The following is a 15612-nucleotide window of genomic DNA, read 5'->3' as shown; positions in this document are numbered from 1 at the left end:
CGCGCCCCCCGGTCCCGGCCGGCAGCCGGGGCGCCGCAGACAAGAGGCGCACTGCACAGACAGGGCAGGCGACCTCGCCCGGCAGAGCAACGCCGGGCCATTCCGGCATCAGGCGCCGTTGTTGATCAGCTCGGCACGCAGGCGGTCACGCGCGAAGTTCTTTTCGGCGTTGGTGAGCTTGCCGTGACCCAGGTCGGCATAGATGTGGTGGATGAGCAAACGGTCGAGCGCTGCATCGATGCGGCGGCTGGTGGGATCGACCTCGGAGCACAGGCCAGCCTGCTCCTCGACGAACACCTTGACCGACTCGATGATCTGCTGGCGGCTTTCGTCGTCCAGCGGCGTGTGCTCGTTGCGCAGGCCCGGATAACCCGAGGCCGACGACGATGCCTGATAGCCCCCGGCAGCCGGCGTTGCGCCCACGGCGGTATTGACCAGCCCGCTGGCATAGGAGGCCGGCTGGCTGTATTCGTAATCGCCCCCGCCGGGTGGCACGGCCGGCGGCACATAGCGCATGACGGCGGAGAGATCGTACACACCCAGACGGGCCACCCGGTCGGCCCGGCTGGTGATTTCGAAGCTCTGGCGGTGCGAGACACCCAGCTCGGTATCCTCGACACCGATGACGGCGATACGCACACCCTTTTTCTGGGCCATTTCGATACCGATGGCGAAGTCGCCATCACCGGTAACCAGGGCAGCATCGGAAATTGCGCCGTTGCTGGCCAGCTCGATCAGATCGGTGACGATGAGCGAATCGACGCCACGCTGCTGGCCGGCCGCATTGACGATACCGGAGCGAAAATGCACATCGGGCAGCTCGGCAATGGCCCGCTGCTGCGGTGACAGGCCGCTGGCCATGACACCGTCGTACCAGTAGACGCGCAGCAGCTCGCGGGTGGTCAGGCCCAGTGCGGTGCGTGTCTTTTCCAGCAGCAGGTTGATCAGCGCTGCCGGATTCATCACTTCAAGGTGGTGTCTTTTGGTCGAGGCGCGCTCGCTGACGATTTCTGCCGACTGATGCAGCAGATAGCCAGCATCCACCATGACAACAAAACGATCCATGTCGAGAGATTCCATTAAGAAAGTAATTAACCAGTGCCGCCCCCCGATGGGCAGCTGGAGCGGGTTGGGCCTGCACCGGCATCCGACCTGTTAAATGATTCAGTATAACCTGACGGTTCCCGACTCGATCGGGCCCCTGGCCAGGGACAACCGTGGCCACCGCGGCGTTCCCGTAACGGGACGCCAGCGGCAACCGGTCTGGTCACTCCTCCCGGCGCGGCAGACGTACCCCAGGAACCCGCCCCGCCGAAGCAGGAGTGACCACGACTGTTGCATCATGAACACAGTCTGCTGGATGCTGGACCGCAACCCCGCCCCTGCCATGCAGGCCACCGGCAACGGGTCACTGTCATATCCAGTGGGGAAAATACCGCGTTGCCAACGGGGCAGGCTGATCCATGTCAAGCGGACACAGGGAAGTGAGTGGCAGGCAGGGCACTTGAGGGATGGACGGGGGTGTTTGGGGGCAGGTGTCGGCACGAAAGCGACAGATGGGGGTGGGCTGGTCTGTCGTGAATCAGTGCCCACCGGGCAACTCGTACAGAAAAGAGGGAATACGATGACTATCGTGCGCAAAACTTTGGCTGACCTTCCCCCCATCTCTCCCGAGCGCGCGGCCGAACTGCGCGCCATGGCTGAGCGCCCGGACAGCGAGATCGATCTGGGCGAGGCCCCGGAGCTGGATGCCGAAGGCTGGCGCAACGCCATTCCGGGGAAATTCTTCCGCCCGCTCAAGACACAGATCACCATCCGTGTCGACAAGGATGTGCTGCACTGGCTCAAGAGCGGTGGCAGTGGCTACCAGAGCCGGCTCAACGCCATCCTGCGCGAGGCCATGGTCCGCGAGCAGAAGGACGAGACGGCGCGTCAGCCGAAGGCCGAGGCGATATCTGCCTGACGCTCCGCAGAGGCAGTTCTCCCTGCACCAGTCCAAACCCCGGTGCCGGTGGGCCTCCCCGGTCCGAGTGGACTACTTCCCTGCCCCGCGCCGGACGGCATCCGGCACTCAGGATTGAAGGGACATCGCTCGTGGCCACAGAGCGGGTCGAGCAAAGCAGCCCATCAGTACAGAAGGAAGGTCCAGAACAGAATGGTCAGGCCGATCCAGACGATGGCATCGCAGAGCTGCTCGCGAGATTCCTTGCGTTCCTGCCTCCGGATTTCTCTTTCAATAGCAAGAATCTCTGGTTCGCGGAACCGAAAACTTGATGGCATGGCGGGGCTCCTTTTGGAATCGCCGCCATGATCAGGAACCTCGGCACGGCCGACAATCGCTGGCGCTATCGAACGAGGTCCTGCGTCACGCTCCTGGCGAATTTTTCCTGCTGGCTGAGCGGATGTAACTGCCAGAAAACTGGCGGAAGCGGTGAGATTCGAACTCACGGACCGTTGCCGGTCGGCGGATTTCAAGTCCGCTGGGTTAAACCACTCCCCCACGCTTCCGGATGGTTTTGCCGGACCGAGGATGGTCCGCAAACCCTCGGGCCTCGAGGATGTCGGCACATGCGCGACGGGCCCGGCGATGGTGCACGGGGCGTACCCTGCAGGCAGGGTACGCCACTGGCGAAGCGGCCATTCTACCCGAAGCCGGCCTGATCGACACAGGCAGGCGCTATCATCACAACGTCCACGGGTTGATGCGCCATCTGCATCAGCGCCACTCCCATCCCGCGCCCCCATGACAGAACCGAGATCCGCCGCTTCTTCCCCTCCCCGCCCGCTCCTGGTGCGCTTCGGCGCCATGGGCGACCTGGTGCTGGTCCAGCCGATGATCCGGCTGCTGAGCGAGCGCTTCGGCGCCCCCGTGGACATTCTGTCGGCCGGCGGCTGGGTGCGTCCGCTTTACGAGGGCCAGCCCGGTGTGGGAGAGATCTTTCTGCTGAAGAAGCGCAAGCTGCCCTGGTGGCTGAGCGCCGAGAAACGCGCGCTGCTGGCAGGACTGCGTGCACGGGGACCACGCCCGGTGTGGTACTGCGACTTCGATGAGAAGCTGCTGCCCCTGCTGGCCCGCGCAGGTCTGGGTGATGACTGCGTGGTGCGCGCCCGGGCGGTGGGCATGCGTGATGGTGAGCATCTGGTGGATTTCCACCAGCGTGTGGCGTTGCAGATGCCAGAAAGGTTTGCGGCGTGGACGGCATTCCGTTCCCAAACCCGCACGGCGGGGTTGACGTCCCAGTCCGACTCCCAGCCCAATTCCCAGCCACCCGACGGGGAACACGCCCGTGGCGTACATGAAGCTGGCTCAGCGCAGGATGAGCATATTTCCCAGGCCATGCAGGATCCCACCCTGCACATTTCTCCCGCCATGCAGGCCGATGTGAAAGACTGGCTGGGTAGCCACCAGTGGCTGGGCAGACCGCTGATTCTGGTGCAGGCGGGCAACCGGCGCACCATGCGTACGGGTGTGCGCCGCCGGATGAGCACCAACACCAAGTGGTGGCCCGAAGAAAACTGGGCCGCGGTGATCCGCATGCTGGCCGGGAGGCACCCGGAGGCGGTGATTCTGCTGGTGGGGGCACCGCCCGAGGCAGACCTGAATGACGAGCTGCTGCAACGGGCCGGTGTGCCCAGTGCCTTCAATGTGGCCACGGAGCTGCCCATTCCGCGTCTGCTGGCCCTGCAGGCACGCGCAGCCGGCATGGTCACGGTGGACACGGGGCCGGGTCATACGGCAGCGGCCGTGGGCTGCCCACTGGTGGTGCTGTTCGGGGTGGCCGATCCGGTGGAAATCCGGCCGCGTGGGGGCTGTACACCCGTACATGTGCTGCAGGCGTTCCGTGAGGGCCGGCCGGACATGACGGCCATCACGGTGGCAGAGGTGACGCAGGCGTGGGATCGGCTGTCGCTGCGCGCGGGAGCAAACGCCACCTGATGGCCTGATACCTGCGGGTACCAGACACGGTGGACCGCTCTACCCCTTCAGGTCGAACGCCGGCCACGGCAGGCGCCCTTCGGTGAAGTCCTGCAGCCAGTGCACGGCGATCTGGGTTTTCACATCCAGCAGGCGGTGGGCACGCAGTTCGTCCACCAGCCAGCCGAGCGTGACCCATTCGGTTTCGACGAACTCGCCCGCATCCAGCGAGCGTTCGACCTTTTCGAGGTCGCGCGCCAGGTAGATGTCCATCACCTCGTCGGCAAAGCCGATGGCGGGGTGGATGCGGGTGAGATGCGCCCAGCTGTGCGCCCGGTAGCCGGTTTCCTCGATCAGCTCGCGACGGGCGGTGGTGAAGCTGTCTTCGCCCGGATCCTTCTTGCCGGCCGGAATCTCGATGTAGACGTTGCCGGGGCCGTAGCGGAACTGCCGCTCGATGAGCACCCTGCCCTCGCTGTCCAGCGGCACCATGGCGGCCGCCCCCGGGTGCATGACGAACTCCCGGGTGTTGGTGCTGCCGTCGGGCATGCGGGCGGTGTCGCGCCGCACCTTCAGAAAGCGTCCCTGATAGACCAGCTCACGTTTCAGGGTGGTTTCGGCCAGGCCCGGATGCGTACGGGCGACGGCGGGGTCGATGTGATCGGGAATGCTGCTGGTGACATCCAGCACCGGCTGGGTGATGAAAGGCGTGTTTTCTGGCTGGGACATCATGGTTTCCATAGGTTGTGCAAGGCATTCTGCCAGATGATCGCCCTGGGAGCCGCTGAAAAAGTCTGCGAGCACTTTGGACCAGGAATCGGCATGCGCCAGAAGGCAGCCTGCCGGCAACTGCGCCATTTTGACGTTACCTGTCGGGCGCGAAGCGGGATGCTCCGGCCTCCTGCCGGCAGTAGAGTATGGACCGAAGTGGCACAGAATGTTTTCCGTGACGCCCGAAAAGTGCCGCAGGACAGTTCCAGTGGCGCCCGAACGCAGAAACGCCGGACAGACGGAAACGGTGTCCAGTCTGTCCGGCGTTACCAGGGACCCTCTGCAAAAGTCTGCGAGCGCTTTGAGCCCAGGATCGGGATGAGCCAGAAGGCGCCATTTGTTGGCAATAGCAGGGCTATTGGCGGCAAATGGCAACGCCGGATCGCCCGAGCATGGAGACCAAAGTGCCGCAGGACTTTTGCAGAGGGTCCCCAGGATGAGAGAGGTAGTTCGTTGCCCCCGGTCAGCCCAGATTCCAGGCGCTGCGCACGGCGGCGATGCACAGGGCCATCAGCGACCCGGGCATGATACCCAGCAGCAGCACGGCGGCGCCGTTGGCCATCATCAGGGCACGGGCCTGGCCGTCGACGGGCAAGGGCGCCTCGTCGGCCGGTTTGTCGAAGAACATGACCTTCACCACACGGATGTAGTAGAAGGCACCGATCAGCGACATCATGACGGCATACACGGCCAGCCAGGTGTAACCGGCGGCGACCACCGATTTCAGCACGGCCAGTTTGGCATAGAAGCCGATCAGCGGCGGGATGCCGGCCAGGGAGAACATCATGACCGCCATGATGAAGGCCAGAACGGGGCTGCGACGGGCCAGGCCGGCAAAGTCGCTGATTTCCTCGGCCTCGAAGCCTTCACGGGCGATGAGCTGGATCATGCCGAAGGTGCCCAGGGTGGTGAGCACATAGCTGATCATGTAGAACATGCCGGCGCCGAAGGCCTGGTCGGACGGTGGAAAGCCCTCACCCGCGTACACGCCCACCACGCCCAGCAGCACGAAGCCGACCTGCGAGATGGTGGAGTAAGCCAGCATGCGCTTGAGGTTGCTCTGGGCCACGGCGACGATGTTGCCGATGGCCAGCGACAGCACGGCCAGAATGACCAGCATCTGCTGCCAGATGGGGGCCAGCTCGATGGTGGCCTCACCCAACAGGCGGAACAGCAATGCAAAGGCGCCCAGCTTCGGACCGGCGGCCACCAGCAGCGTGGCTGCCGTGGGCGCGCCCTGGTACACGTCGGGTACCCACATGTGGAACGGTACGGCACCCAGCTTGAAGGCCAGGCCGGCCACCAGGAACACCACGCCGAAGGCCAGCACCTGCTGCGAGGCCATGCCGCTGTAGACGCGGTTGACGATGTCGGCAATGCCCAGCGAGCCGGTGGCGCCATAGACCATCGACATGCCGTAGAGCAGGAAGCCCGAGGCCAGCGCGCCCAGCACGAAATACTTCATGGCGGCTTCGCTGCCCTTCATCCAGTCGCGGCGAAGGCCGATGGCGGCGTACAGCGACAGCGACATCAGTTCGAGGCCAAGGTAGAGCACCAGCAGGTTGCCGCCGGAGATCATCACCATCTGGCCCAGCAGCGAGAAGAGTGCCAGCACGTACAGGTCGCTCTGGCGGATGCTGTGTTCGGCCGCGTAGCGCCGCGAGTAGACAATGATGCTGGCCGTGCAGATGATGCCGCAGAGCTTGAGCAGGTACGCCAGTTCGTCGGCGATGTACATGGTGCCGAAGGCGTACTGCTGGCCATGGCCATACTGCCAGAGCACGGCGCCGAGCGGCAGCACCAGGGTGGCCAGGGCCAGGCGGTCGGCCGGCATCGGCCGGGTCCGGCCCGTGACGGCCTCGATGACCAGGAAGACGCAGATGCCAAGCATCAGCAGGATTTCCGGCGCCAGTGCTGCCAGATTGAGATCATGCAGGGTCAGTGACACGGCCATCCCTCTTACTTGAGCTTGGTGTGGGAAAGGTGTTGCAGCAGGTTCTCGACCGAGACCTGGATGAGGTCGGTGAAGAACTTCGGATACAGGCCCATGAAGAGCACGAAGGCAGCCATGAGCATCAGCAGCCAGAATTCACGGCGGTTGACGTCCTCCATCTCCTCGACGTGCGGGTTGGCCACGGCGCCGAAGACGACGCGCTTGTACATCCACAGCGAGTAGGCGGCACCCCAGATCAGGGCGGTGGCAGCCAGGAAGCCGATCCAGAAGTCGAACTGCACGGCGCCCAGGATGACGAGGAACTCACCGACGAAGCCGGAGGTGGCCGGCAGGCCGGCGTTGGCCATCGAGAACAGCAGGAACAGCGCAGCGAACTTCGGCATGCGGTTGATGACGCCGCCGTAGTCGGCGATCTGCCGGCTGTGCAGGCGGTCGTACATCACGCCGATGCACAGGAACATGGCGCCGGCCACGAAGCCGTGCGAGATCATCTGCACGACGGCCCCCTGCATGCCGGTTTCGTTGAACATGAAAAAGCCCAGCGTGACGAAGCCCATGTGGGCAATCGACGAGTACGCCACCAGTTTCTTCATGTCGGCCTGCACCAGCGCGACCAGACCGATGTAGATGACGGCCACCAGCGACATGGTGATCATCATCGGTGCCAGATAGTGGCTGGCATCGGGCGCAATGGGCAACGAAAAGCGCAGGAACGCATAGGCCCCCAGCTTCAGCATGATGGCGGCCAGCACCACCGAACCACCGGTCGGCGCTTCGACGTGGGCATCGGGCAGCCAGGTATGCACCGGCCACATTGGGATCTTGACCGCAAAGGCCAGCATGAAGGCCAGGAAGATCAGCACCTGCTCGGTCATGCCCAGCGGCAGCTGGTGCCAGACCTGGATGTCGAAGCTGCCGGAGGCCAGATACAGGTAGATCATGGCCACCATGGTGAGGAGCGACCCCAGCAGGGTGTAGAGGAAGAACTTGAAGGCGGCGTAGACGCGGTTCGGGCCGCCCCAGATCCCGATGATGATGTACATCGGAATGAGCGTGGCCTCGAAGAACACGTAGAAGAGCATCCCGTCGGCCGCCGCGAACACGCCGATCATCAGCCCCGAGAGGATCAGGAAGGCGCCCAGATACTGGTGAGTGCGGTCCCTGATGACCTCCCAGCCGGCCACCACCACCACGATGGTGATGAAGGCGGTGAGCAGCACCATCCACACGGCCAGGCCGTCGATGCCCAGTGCGTAGTTGATGCCCAGGCTCTCGATCCAGGGCATGCGTTCGACGAACTGCAGCGCCGCCGTCGTGGTGTCGAAACCGGTGTAGAGCGGGATGGTGACGGCAAAGCCCAGCACCGAGCCCAGCAGCGACAGCCAGCGCGCGAGATTGGCGCGTTGCTCATTACAGACCGCCAGCACGATGACGCCGCTGATGATCGGTACCCAGATGGCGGCACTCAGCCAGCCCATGCCCATTGTCTCTGTCATCTGTTCCATGATCGGTCTATTGCACGCGGGCCAGGAAGGGAAGGAACCAGAACAGCAGGAAGGCCAGCCCGATGATCATGGCGATGGCGTAGTGATTGAGGAATCCTGTCTGCCCCTGACGCAGCACGCGGGAGAACCAGCCCACCAGGCGGGCGCTGCCGTTGACCATCAGGCCGTCGATCAGGCCCTGGTCGGCACGCTTCCACAGCGCCCCCCCCACGCGGCGGGCGCCGCCGGCAAAGAACCACTCGTTGAAACGGTCGAGATAGTACTTGTTCTCCAGCACGGTGTAGATGCCGCTGAAGGTCTTCTGCAGCCGGGCCGGGATGGCCGGATTGACCAGGTAGAAGTACCAGGCGGTGGCAATGCCGGCGACCATCAGCCAGAACGGCAGCGAGGTGAAGCCGTGCAGGGCCATGGCCACCCAGCCGTGCCAGTGGTGCGTCAGCGCCTCCATGGCCGGGTGTTTGTCGAAGACCGTGATCACGCCCTCGAAGTAGCGGCCGGTGATGAAGGCATCGGCAGCGATGGCGCCGATGATGATCGACGGAATGGCCAGCAGTACCAGCGGCACCGTCACGACCCACGGGGACTCGTGCGGCACGTGGGCGTGGTGGTCGCCATGGCCATGACCATGTGCATCGTGGCCATGCGCGTCGTGGCCGGTGATCGTGTCGACTGCATCTCCGGTGATCGTGATGGTTTCGACCTGGTCTCCGGTGATCGTGATCGTATCGGCCCCGTCTCCCGTGATGGTGATCGTGTCGACGTTGACGCCGGCGGCTGCCGCGCTGGCAACGACAGCATCGGCATGGCCGTGTGCAGCGCCGTGCCCGGCCGTTCCGTGCCCTGCCCCGTGCGCCTCATGGGCGGCGGCAAAGCGCGGCTTGCCATGGAAGACCAGGAAGTACATCCGGAACGAGTAGAAGGCGGTGACGAACACGCCCGAGAGCAGCGCCCAGTAGGCGATGCCGGCGCCGGGCACGTTGGCATGGTGCACCGCTTCGATGATCGACTCCTTGGAGTAGAAGCCCGAGAAGAACGGTGTACCGACCAGTGCCAGCGAGCCGATCAGCGAGGTGAGCCAGGTGATGGGCATGTACTTGCGCAGCCCACCCATGTGGCGGATGTCCTGGTCGTGGTGCATGCCGATGATGACCGAACCGGCCCCGAGGAACAGCAGTGCCTTGAAGAAGGCGTGCGTCATCAGGTGGAACACGGCCACACTGTAGGCGGAGGCGCCCAGGGCCACCGTCATGTAGCCCAGCTGTGACAGCGTGGAATACGCGACCACGCGCTTGATGTCGTTCTGGATGATGCCCATCAGGCCCATGAAGAAGGCGGTGATGGCACCGATGATCATCACGAAGGACAGCGCCGTCTCGGACATCTCGTACAGCGGCGACATGCGGCTGACCATGAAGATGCCGGCCGTCACCATGGTGGCGGCGTGGATCAGCGCGGAGATGGGGGTCGGGCCTTCCATGGAGTCGGGCAGCCAGACGTGCAGCGGGAACTGCGCCGATTTGCCCATCGCACCCACGAACAGGCAGATGCAGGTGACGGTGATCAGCGACCACTGGGCGTCACCGATGAGGTTGATGGTGACATGGGCCAGCTCGGGCGCCTTCTGGAAGATCTCGGCGTAGTCGAGCGTGCCGGTCCAGGTGTAGATCAGGCCGATGCCCAGCACGAAGCCGAAGTCACCCACCCGGTTGACCATGAAGGCCTTCAGGTTGGCGTAGATGGCCGACGGTTTGGTGTACCAGAAGCCAATCAGCAGGTACGAGACCAGACCCACCGCCTCCCAGCCGAAGAAGAGCTGCAGCAGGTTGTTGGACATCACCAGCATCAGCATCGAGAAGGTGAAGAGGCTGATGTAGGAAAAGAAACGCTGGTAGCCGGGATCTTCCTCCATGTAGCCGATGGTGTAGATGTGCACCATCAGCGACACGAAGGTGACCACCACCATCATCATCGTGGTGAGCTGGTCGATCTGGAAGCCCACTTCCATGCGCAGCTCGCCGATGACGGCCCAGGTGTAGAGCGGCCCGTTGAAAGTGTTGCCCTGCCAGACATCGTTCATGACCCACAGCGAGGCCAGCAGCGACACCAGCACGCCCAGGATGGCGACACGGTGGGTGTTGGTGCGGCCGAGTGCCCTGCCGGCAAACCCTGCCAGCATCGATCCGACCAGCGGTGCAAAAGGCACCAGCAGATAAGCTGTTTTCATCGGCTCAGCCCCTCAGATGGTCGAGATCCTCGACGGACACGGAATGGAACTGACGGAACAGGACGACCAGCAGCGCCAGACCGATGGCGGACTCGGCCGCCGCAACCGTCAGGATGAAGAACACGAAGATCTGGCCGGCCAGATCACCCATGTAGTGCGAGAAGGCCACGAAGTTCATGTTGACGGCGAGCAGCATCAGCTCGATCGACATCAGCACGACGATCAGGTTGCGGCGGTTGAGGAAGATGCCGACCACGCCGATCGAAAAGAGGATGGCCCCGAGTGTCAGGTAATGGGCCAGGCCCAGTTGCAGTAAAGCGGTCATCGTTGCGTCCTTCTCACGATTTTTGCGGACCCGCAGCCGGGGCCGGGCCGGAGGGAGGCGTGCTGGCGGTACCGGCCGGTGCGGGACCGGCAGCCGGGGTCACAGCAGGCGCGGACGGGGCAGGCGCAGCCGGCGCCGGCGCGTTGCCTGCAGGTGCAGCAGCGGCGGAGGTCGGCTTGCCGTCGGCCGGTGCTGCCCCCTGCCCTGCCGCGTCCCCCTCATCGGCCGGCGGTTGCGGCGGCTCGGGCTTCACGGCCGGCATGCTGACCAGGCGCACCCGGTCGGCGGCACGCACGCGCACCTGCTGGCCGGGGTTCTGCGACTTGCTGTCCTTGCGCCGGCGGATGGTCAGCGAGATGGCGGCCACCATGGCCACCAGCAGCACCATGCCGGCGATCTCGAGCGGATAGATGTAGCCGGTGTAGAGCAGCTCGCCCAGGGCCTTCGCGTTGTCGTAGTCGGCCGGCAGCGGCGGCGCATCGGTCTCCAGCGCACCGCCGAAATGGGCCCACAGCACGAGCGCCAGTTCGACCACGATGATGGCGGCCACGAACAGCGCCACCGGCAGCGAGCGCCAGAAGCCGGCACGCAGCCTGTCGAGGTCGATGTCGAGCATCATCACCACGAAGAGGAACAGCACCATCACGGCGCCCACGTACACCAGCACCAGCACGATGCCGAGGAACTCGGCCTTCATCAGCAGCCAGATGGCCGCCGAGGACACGAAGGTAAGCACCAGCGCCAGCGCGCTGTGCACCGGGTTGCGGGCCGTGATCACGCGAGTGGCGGCACCGACCGTCACCAGCGAAAAGACGAAAAACAAGACTGTTGTGACATCCATGTTGCCGACCGTCCTTGCTCAGCGATAGGGGGCATCGGCTTCACGGGCCGCTGCGATCTCGGCCTCGTAGCGATCGCCCACGGCCAGCAGCATGTCCTTGGTGAAGTACAGGTCGCCGCGTTTCTCGCCGTGATATTCGAAGATATGCGTCTCGACGATCGAATCGACCGGACAGGACTCCTCGCAGAGGCCACAGAAGATGCACTTGGTGAGGTCGATGTCGTACCGGGTGGTGCGACGCTGGCCATCGGCGCGCACTGCCGATTCGATGGTGATGGCCATGGCCGGGCAGACGGCCTCGCACAGCTTGCAGGCGATGCAGCGCTCTTCACCGTTGGGGTAGCGGCGCTGCGCGTGCAGGCCACGGAAACGCGGCGACAGCGGCGTCTTCTCCTCGGGGTACTGCACGGTGATCTTGCGGGCGAACATGTAACGCCCGGTCAGCTTCATGCCCTTGAGCAGCTCAAGCAGCAGGAAACTCGAAAAGAAATCCTTGATCGCTCGCATCGTTCAGCTCTTCCAGATGTTGAAGGGCGTCTGCATCCAGACGGCAATCACCAGCAGCCAGACCAGCGTGACCGGAATGAACACCTTCCAGCCCAGACGCATGATCTGGTCGTAGCGGTAGCGCGGGAAGCTGGCACGGAACCAGATGAACAGACTGACCAGGAAGAAGGTCTTGATGAACAGCCAGAACCAGTCCCACAGCCACTGCGGGCCGATGTCCAGACCCAGCGTGAAGAACGGCTGCCAGCCGCCGAAGAACATGATGGCGGCAATGGCCGACACCAGGATCATGTTGGCGTACTCGGCCAGGAAGAACACCGCAAAGCTCATGCCCGCGTATTCGACCATGTGACCGGCCACGATCTCGGACTCGCCTTCCACCACGTCGAACGGGTGACGGTTGGTCTCGGCCACGCCCGAGATGAAGTACACGACCAGCGCCGGCAGCAGCGGCAGCCAGTTCCAGGACAGCACGTTGATGCCCATGCCGGCAAAGAAGCCCTGCCCCTGTGCCTCGACGATGCGCGAGATGTTCATGCTGCCGGACACCATCAGCACCATCACCAGACAGAAGCTGATGGCCAGCTCGTAGGACACCATCTGCGCGGCGGCCCGCAGGGCACCCAGAAAGGCGTACTTGGAGTTGGAGGCCCAGCCCGCCAGGATGACGCCATAGACCTCCAGCGAGGTCAGCGCCAGCAGCAGCAGCACGCCGGCATTGACGTTGGCCAGCGCCCGGTCGGGACCGAACGGGATGACCGACCAGGCAGCCAGCGCCGGCATGATGGCCAGCACCGGCGCCACGAAGAAGAGCCCCTTGCTGACCTGGGTGGGCAGCAGGATCTCCTTCGTCATGAGCTTCAGGGCGTCGGCGATGGGCTGCAGCAGGCCGAACGGACCGGTCCGGTTGGGGCCGATGCGCACGTGCATGTAGCCGATCATCTTGCGCTCCCAGAGCGTCAGATAGGCCACGCAGATCATCAGCGGGGCAACCAGCACGATGATCTTGATGAGGTTCCAGACCACGGGCCAGACGGGGCCCAGCCATTCGTGGCCGGTCTGGGTGATCACGTCGACGAAATTCACTTGGCGGCCTCCAGCGTGATCGGTCCAAACATGTCGGGCAGCGTGGCAACCGCTGCCAGGGCAGCCGGCACCCAGACGGCGTCGGCGGCCATGCGGTCGTCACGGGCCAGCGGCAGCACGGCAGAGCCCTCCTGCTGGCAGACGCGCACCCTGTCGACCCCTTCCAGTCCCAGCCGGGCGATGGTGTCGCCATGCAGGCGGACCGCCACGTTGCGCGCGTCGGCCGTTTTCTGCAGGGCGGTGCCCCGGCGTACCAGCGCATCGACCGCGTAAATGGGCACGCTGGCCACACGCTGCAGCACCCCAGACCACGGATGCGCCCGCCAGACCGGCAGCTGCTCGTTGATCTGGTTGTTCAGCAGGCGTCCGAAGTGACGGCCGTCGGGAATGGCCTGGGCCGTGATGGCCTCCTTGCGCACCAGGTTGCGGCGCAGCCCGGCACCCGGCCGGTTCGACGAGGTGGTTGCCGCTTTGGCCGGCGCAGCCTGCAGCGTCGGGGCGACGGCGTCGGACAGCGCACGCTGGCGCACCTGCTCGACATTCTCGAAGTCGAAGCCCGGAATGCCCAGCAGCGACCCCAGCACCCGCATCACCTTCCAGCCCGGACGGGCCTGGCCGGCGGGACGCACGGCGCCGTTGAAGCTCTGCAGCCGGCCCTCGCAGTTGATGAAGGACCCCCCGGTTTCGGTGAACGGTGCGATGGGCAGCAGGCAGTCGGCCACGGCCATCAGGTCGGGCGAGGCATAGGCCGTGGTGGCGATGACCGTGGCCGCCTGGCCCAGGGCCTTGCGGGCAGCCACCGGGTCGGCCAGATCGAACGACGGCTCGATGCCATGCAGCAGATAGGCCTTGCGCGGCTGCGCGATCATCTGCACCGCGTTGAGCCCGCGACTGCCCACCACCGGCAGGGCCGTGGCCAGATAGCCACCGACCGAATTGGCAGCCTCGCCGATCACCCCGAAACGGGCACCGGTCAGATGGGCGATGGCCTGCACCACCTGCAGGATGGCACCATACTGCGGATGCTGCACCGCCGTGTTGCCCAGCCAGATGACCCGGTTCTCGCCCTCGAGCAGCGCGGCCGCCAGCGCGCGGGCCTCGGCCGAAGGTTCGACCTCGTGGTACATGGCAGGTGCCGGCTGCTGGAGCTGGCCGGCACAGGCCACCAGCACCTCGATCAGGTGATCGACCCAGCGATGCGGGGCCAGCGCCTGCTGCACGGACACCGGCATCAGCCAGTCCTCGACCGTGGCGTGCATCGACAGCACGCGGGTGCCGTTCTTCGCGGCGTGACGGACGCGGGCCGACAGCAGCGGATGATCCTTGCGCAGGAACGAACCGATGATGAAGAGCGCATCGAAGCTGTCGACCTCGTCGATGGCGTGTCCGATCCAGGGCACGCCCGTGCGTTCGGCATCCATCGAAAAGTCGCTCTGGCGCAGGCGGAAGTCGATGTTCTCGCTGCTCAGGCCACGCATCAGCGCGCCACCCAGATACAGCTCTTCCAGCGTGGACGACGGCGAGGCCAGCATGCCGATGCTTTCCGGGCCGTGCTTCTGTGCGATGTCGGACAGCGCGTGCGTGATGTAGTCGAGTGCCGACTCCCAGGACGCCTCGCGCCACTCGTTGTCCTGCTTGATCATCGGCACCAGCAGGCGGTCGGGGGCCTCGAGCCCCTCGTACGAGAAGCGGTCACGGTCGGAGATCCAGCACTCGTTGACGGCCTCGTTCTCGAAGGGCAGCACGCGCTTGACGCGATCCTGCTTGACCTGCACGACGATGTTCGAGCCCAGTGAGTCGTGCGGGGCCACCGAGCGGCGGCGGGTCAGCTCCCAGGTGCGGGCCGAGTAGCGGAACGGCTTGCTGGTCAGCGCGCCCACCGGACAGATGTCGATGACGTTGCCCGACAGTTCGGAGTCGACCGACTGGCCCAGGAAGGTGAGGATCTGGGAATGCTCGCCGCGACCGGCCATGCCCAGCTCCATGATGCCGCCCACTTCCTGCCCGAAGCGCACGCAGCGGGTACAGTGGATGCAGCGCGACATCTCCTCGGCCGAGATCAGGGGCCCCAGGTGCTTGTGAAACACCACCCGCTTCTCTTCGCGGTAATTGGACATGGAGTGACCGTAGCCCACCGCCAGGTCCTGCAGCTGGCATTCGCCGCCCTGGTCACAGATCGGACAGTCCAGCGGGTGGTTGATCAGCAGGAACTCCATCACCGCCTTCTGGGCATCGACGGCCTTCTTCGAGTGCGTGTGCACCTTCATGCCGGCGGTGACCGGCGTGGCGCAGGCCGGCAGGGCCTTGGGCGCCTTCTCGACCTCCACCAGACACATGCGGCAGCTGGCGGCGATGGAGAGTTTCTTGTGATAGCAGAAATGAGGCACGTAGACGCCCGCCGCGTTGGCGGCGTGCATCACCATGCTGCCTTCGGCGACCGATACCTTCTGCCCATCGATTTCGACTTCGACCATAACTGTCCC

The 15612-nt window shown here is 64.7% G+C and carries 12 protein-coding genes, 1 tRNA gene and 1 pseudogene; 2 read left to right on the top strand and 12 right to left on the bottom strand.

The window, feature by feature from the left end:
* Positions 1 to 108: 108 nt before the first annotated feature.
* Positions 109 to 1065, bottom strand: coding sequence for an NYN domain-containing protein (locus EHV23_RS06440; RefSeq protein ID WP_158615861.1), 957 nt, complete (start codon positions 1063 to 1065; stop codon positions 109 to 111).
* Positions 1066 to 1633: 568 nt separating this feature from the next.
* On the opposite strand from EHV23_RS06440, the gene EHV23_RS06435 reads away from it, so the two are divergent.
* Positions 1634 to 1963, top strand: coding sequence for a BrnA antitoxin family protein (locus tag EHV23_RS06435; RefSeq protein ID WP_420813034.1), 330 nt, complete (start codon positions 1634 to 1636; stop codon positions 1961 to 1963).
* Positions 1964 to 2127: 164 nt separating this feature from the next.
* On the opposite strand, the gene EHV23_RS06430 is transcribed toward EHV23_RS06435, so the two are convergent.
* On the bottom strand, positions 2128 to 2448 hold the full coding sequence (locus EHV23_RS06430; RefSeq protein ID WP_125095200.1) for a hypothetical protein: 321 nt from the start codon (positions 2446 to 2448) through the stop codon (positions 2128 to 2130).
* Positions 2421 to 2508 (bottom strand) — tRNA-Ser (locus EHV23_RS06425). Before EHV23_RS06425 ends, EHV23_RS06430 begins: the two co-directional genes overlap by 28 nt.
* A gap of 235 nt (positions 2509 to 2743) precedes the next feature.
* Here EHV23_RS06425 and EHV23_RS06420 point away from each other — a divergent pair.
* Complete coding sequence (locus tag EHV23_RS06420) at positions 2744 to 3937, top strand: glycosyltransferase family 9 protein (protein WP_158615860.1); 1194 nt, start codon at positions 2744 to 2746, stop codon at positions 3935 to 3937.
* Positions 3938 to 3976: 39 nt separating this feature from the next.
* Here EHV23_RS06420 and EHV23_RS06415 read toward each other — a convergent pair whose 3' ends face one another.
* From EHV23_RS06415 to nuoG, 9 genes and pseudogenes are all read right to left on the bottom strand, one after another.
* Positions 3977 to 4648 (bottom strand): NUDIX domain-containing protein, encoded by a 672-nt coding sequence (locus EHV23_RS06415; RefSeq protein ID WP_238990306.1) that lies wholly within the window; start codon positions 4646 to 4648, stop codon positions 3977 to 3979.
* A 502-nt stretch (positions 4649 to 5150) separates the two neighbouring features.
* Positions 5151 to 6641, bottom strand: coding sequence for an NADH-quinone oxidoreductase subunit NuoN (nuoN, locus tag EHV23_RS06410; RefSeq protein WP_125095198.1), 1491 nt, complete (start codon positions 6639 to 6641; stop codon positions 5151 to 5153).
* 5 nt (positions 6642 to 6646) lie between these two features.
* Positions 6647 to 8146: an NADH-quinone oxidoreductase subunit M gene (locus tag EHV23_RS06405; protein ID WP_125095197.1), complete on the bottom strand. Its 1500-nt coding sequence runs from the start codon at positions 8144 to 8146 to the stop codon at positions 6647 to 6649.
* 7 nt (positions 8147 to 8153) lie between these two features.
* A complete protein-coding gene (gene nuoL, locus EHV23_RS06400; RefSeq protein ID WP_125095196.1) occupies positions 8154 to 10370 on the bottom strand; it encodes an NADH-quinone oxidoreductase subunit L in 2217 nt (738 codons plus the stop codon).
* Positions 10371 to 10374: 4 nt separating this feature from the next.
* Complete coding sequence (gene nuoK, locus EHV23_RS06395; protein WP_203228891.1) at positions 10375 to 10695, bottom strand: NADH-quinone oxidoreductase subunit NuoK; 321 nt, start codon at positions 10693 to 10695, stop codon at positions 10375 to 10377.
* 205 nt (positions 10696 to 10900) lie between these two features.
* Positions 10901 to 11536: pseudogene (locus EHV23_RS06390) on the bottom strand (NADH-quinone oxidoreductase subunit J); the annotation flags it as partial.
* An 18-nt stretch (positions 11537 to 11554) separates the two neighbouring features.
* A complete protein-coding gene (gene nuoI / locus EHV23_RS06385) occupies positions 11555 to 12043 on the bottom strand; it encodes an NADH-quinone oxidoreductase subunit NuoI (protein ID WP_125095194.1) in 489 nt (162 codons plus the stop codon).
* Positions 12044 to 12046: 3 nt separating this feature from the next.
* Positions 12047 to 13129, bottom strand: a complete 1083-nt coding sequence (gene nuoH / locus EHV23_RS06380) for an NADH-quinone oxidoreductase subunit NuoH (protein ID WP_125095193.1) — start codon at positions 13127 to 13129, stop codon at positions 12047 to 12049.
* Positions 13126 to 15603 (bottom strand): NADH-quinone oxidoreductase subunit NuoG, encoded by a 2478-nt coding sequence (gene nuoG / locus EHV23_RS06375; protein WP_125095192.1) that lies wholly within the window; start codon positions 15601 to 15603, stop codon positions 13126 to 13128. Before nuoG ends, nuoH begins: the two co-directional genes overlap by 4 nt.
* Between the last annotated feature and the right edge of the window lie 9 nt (positions 15604 to 15612).

The sequence above is a fragment of the Lautropia dentalis genome, from assembly GCF_003892345.1.
In the GTDB taxonomy this organism is placed as follows: Bacteria; Pseudomonadota; Gammaproteobacteria; order Burkholderiales; family Burkholderiaceae_E; genus Lautropia; species Lautropia dentalis.
This window is presented reverse-complemented; position numbering and strand designations above follow the sequence as displayed.

What these genes read in the sequence shown, in the direction of transcription:
- nuoI (WP_125095194.1), bottom strand. Translation starts at nt 12,043, where the DNA reads ATGCGAGCGATCAAGGATTTCTTTTCGAGTTTCCTGCTGCTTGAGCTG.
- EHV23_RS06440 (WP_158615861.1), bottom strand. Translation starts at nt 1,065, where the DNA reads ATGGATCGTTTTGTTGTCATGGTGGATGCTGGCTATCTGCTGCATCAG.
- nuoK (WP_203228891.1), bottom strand. Translation starts at nt 10,695, where the DNA reads ATGACCGCTTTACTGCAACTGGGCCTGGCCCATTACCTGACACTCGGG.
- EHV23_RS06420 (WP_158615860.1), top strand. Translation starts at nt 2,744, where the DNA reads ATGACAGAACCGAGATCCGCCGCTTCTTCCCCTCCCCGCCCGCTCCTG.
- EHV23_RS06405 (WP_125095197.1), bottom strand. Translation starts at nt 8,146, where the DNA reads ATGGAACAGATGACAGAGACAATGGGCATGGGCTGGCTGAGTGCCGCC.
- nuoG (WP_125095192.1), bottom strand. Translation starts at nt 15,603, where the DNA reads ATGGTCGAAGTCGAAATCGATGGGCAGAAGGTATCGGTCGCCGAAGGC.
- nuoL (WP_125095196.1), bottom strand. Translation starts at nt 10,370, where the DNA reads ATGAAAACAGCTTATCTGCTGGTGCCTTTTGCACCGCTGGTCGGATCG.
- nuoN (WP_125095198.1), bottom strand. Translation starts at nt 6,641, where the DNA reads ATGGCCGTGTCACTGACCCTGCATGATCTCAATCTGGCAGCACTGGCG.
- EHV23_RS06415 (WP_238990306.1), bottom strand. Translation starts at nt 4,648, where the DNA reads ATGATGTCCCAGCCAGAAAACACGCCTTTCATCACCCAGCCGGTGCTG.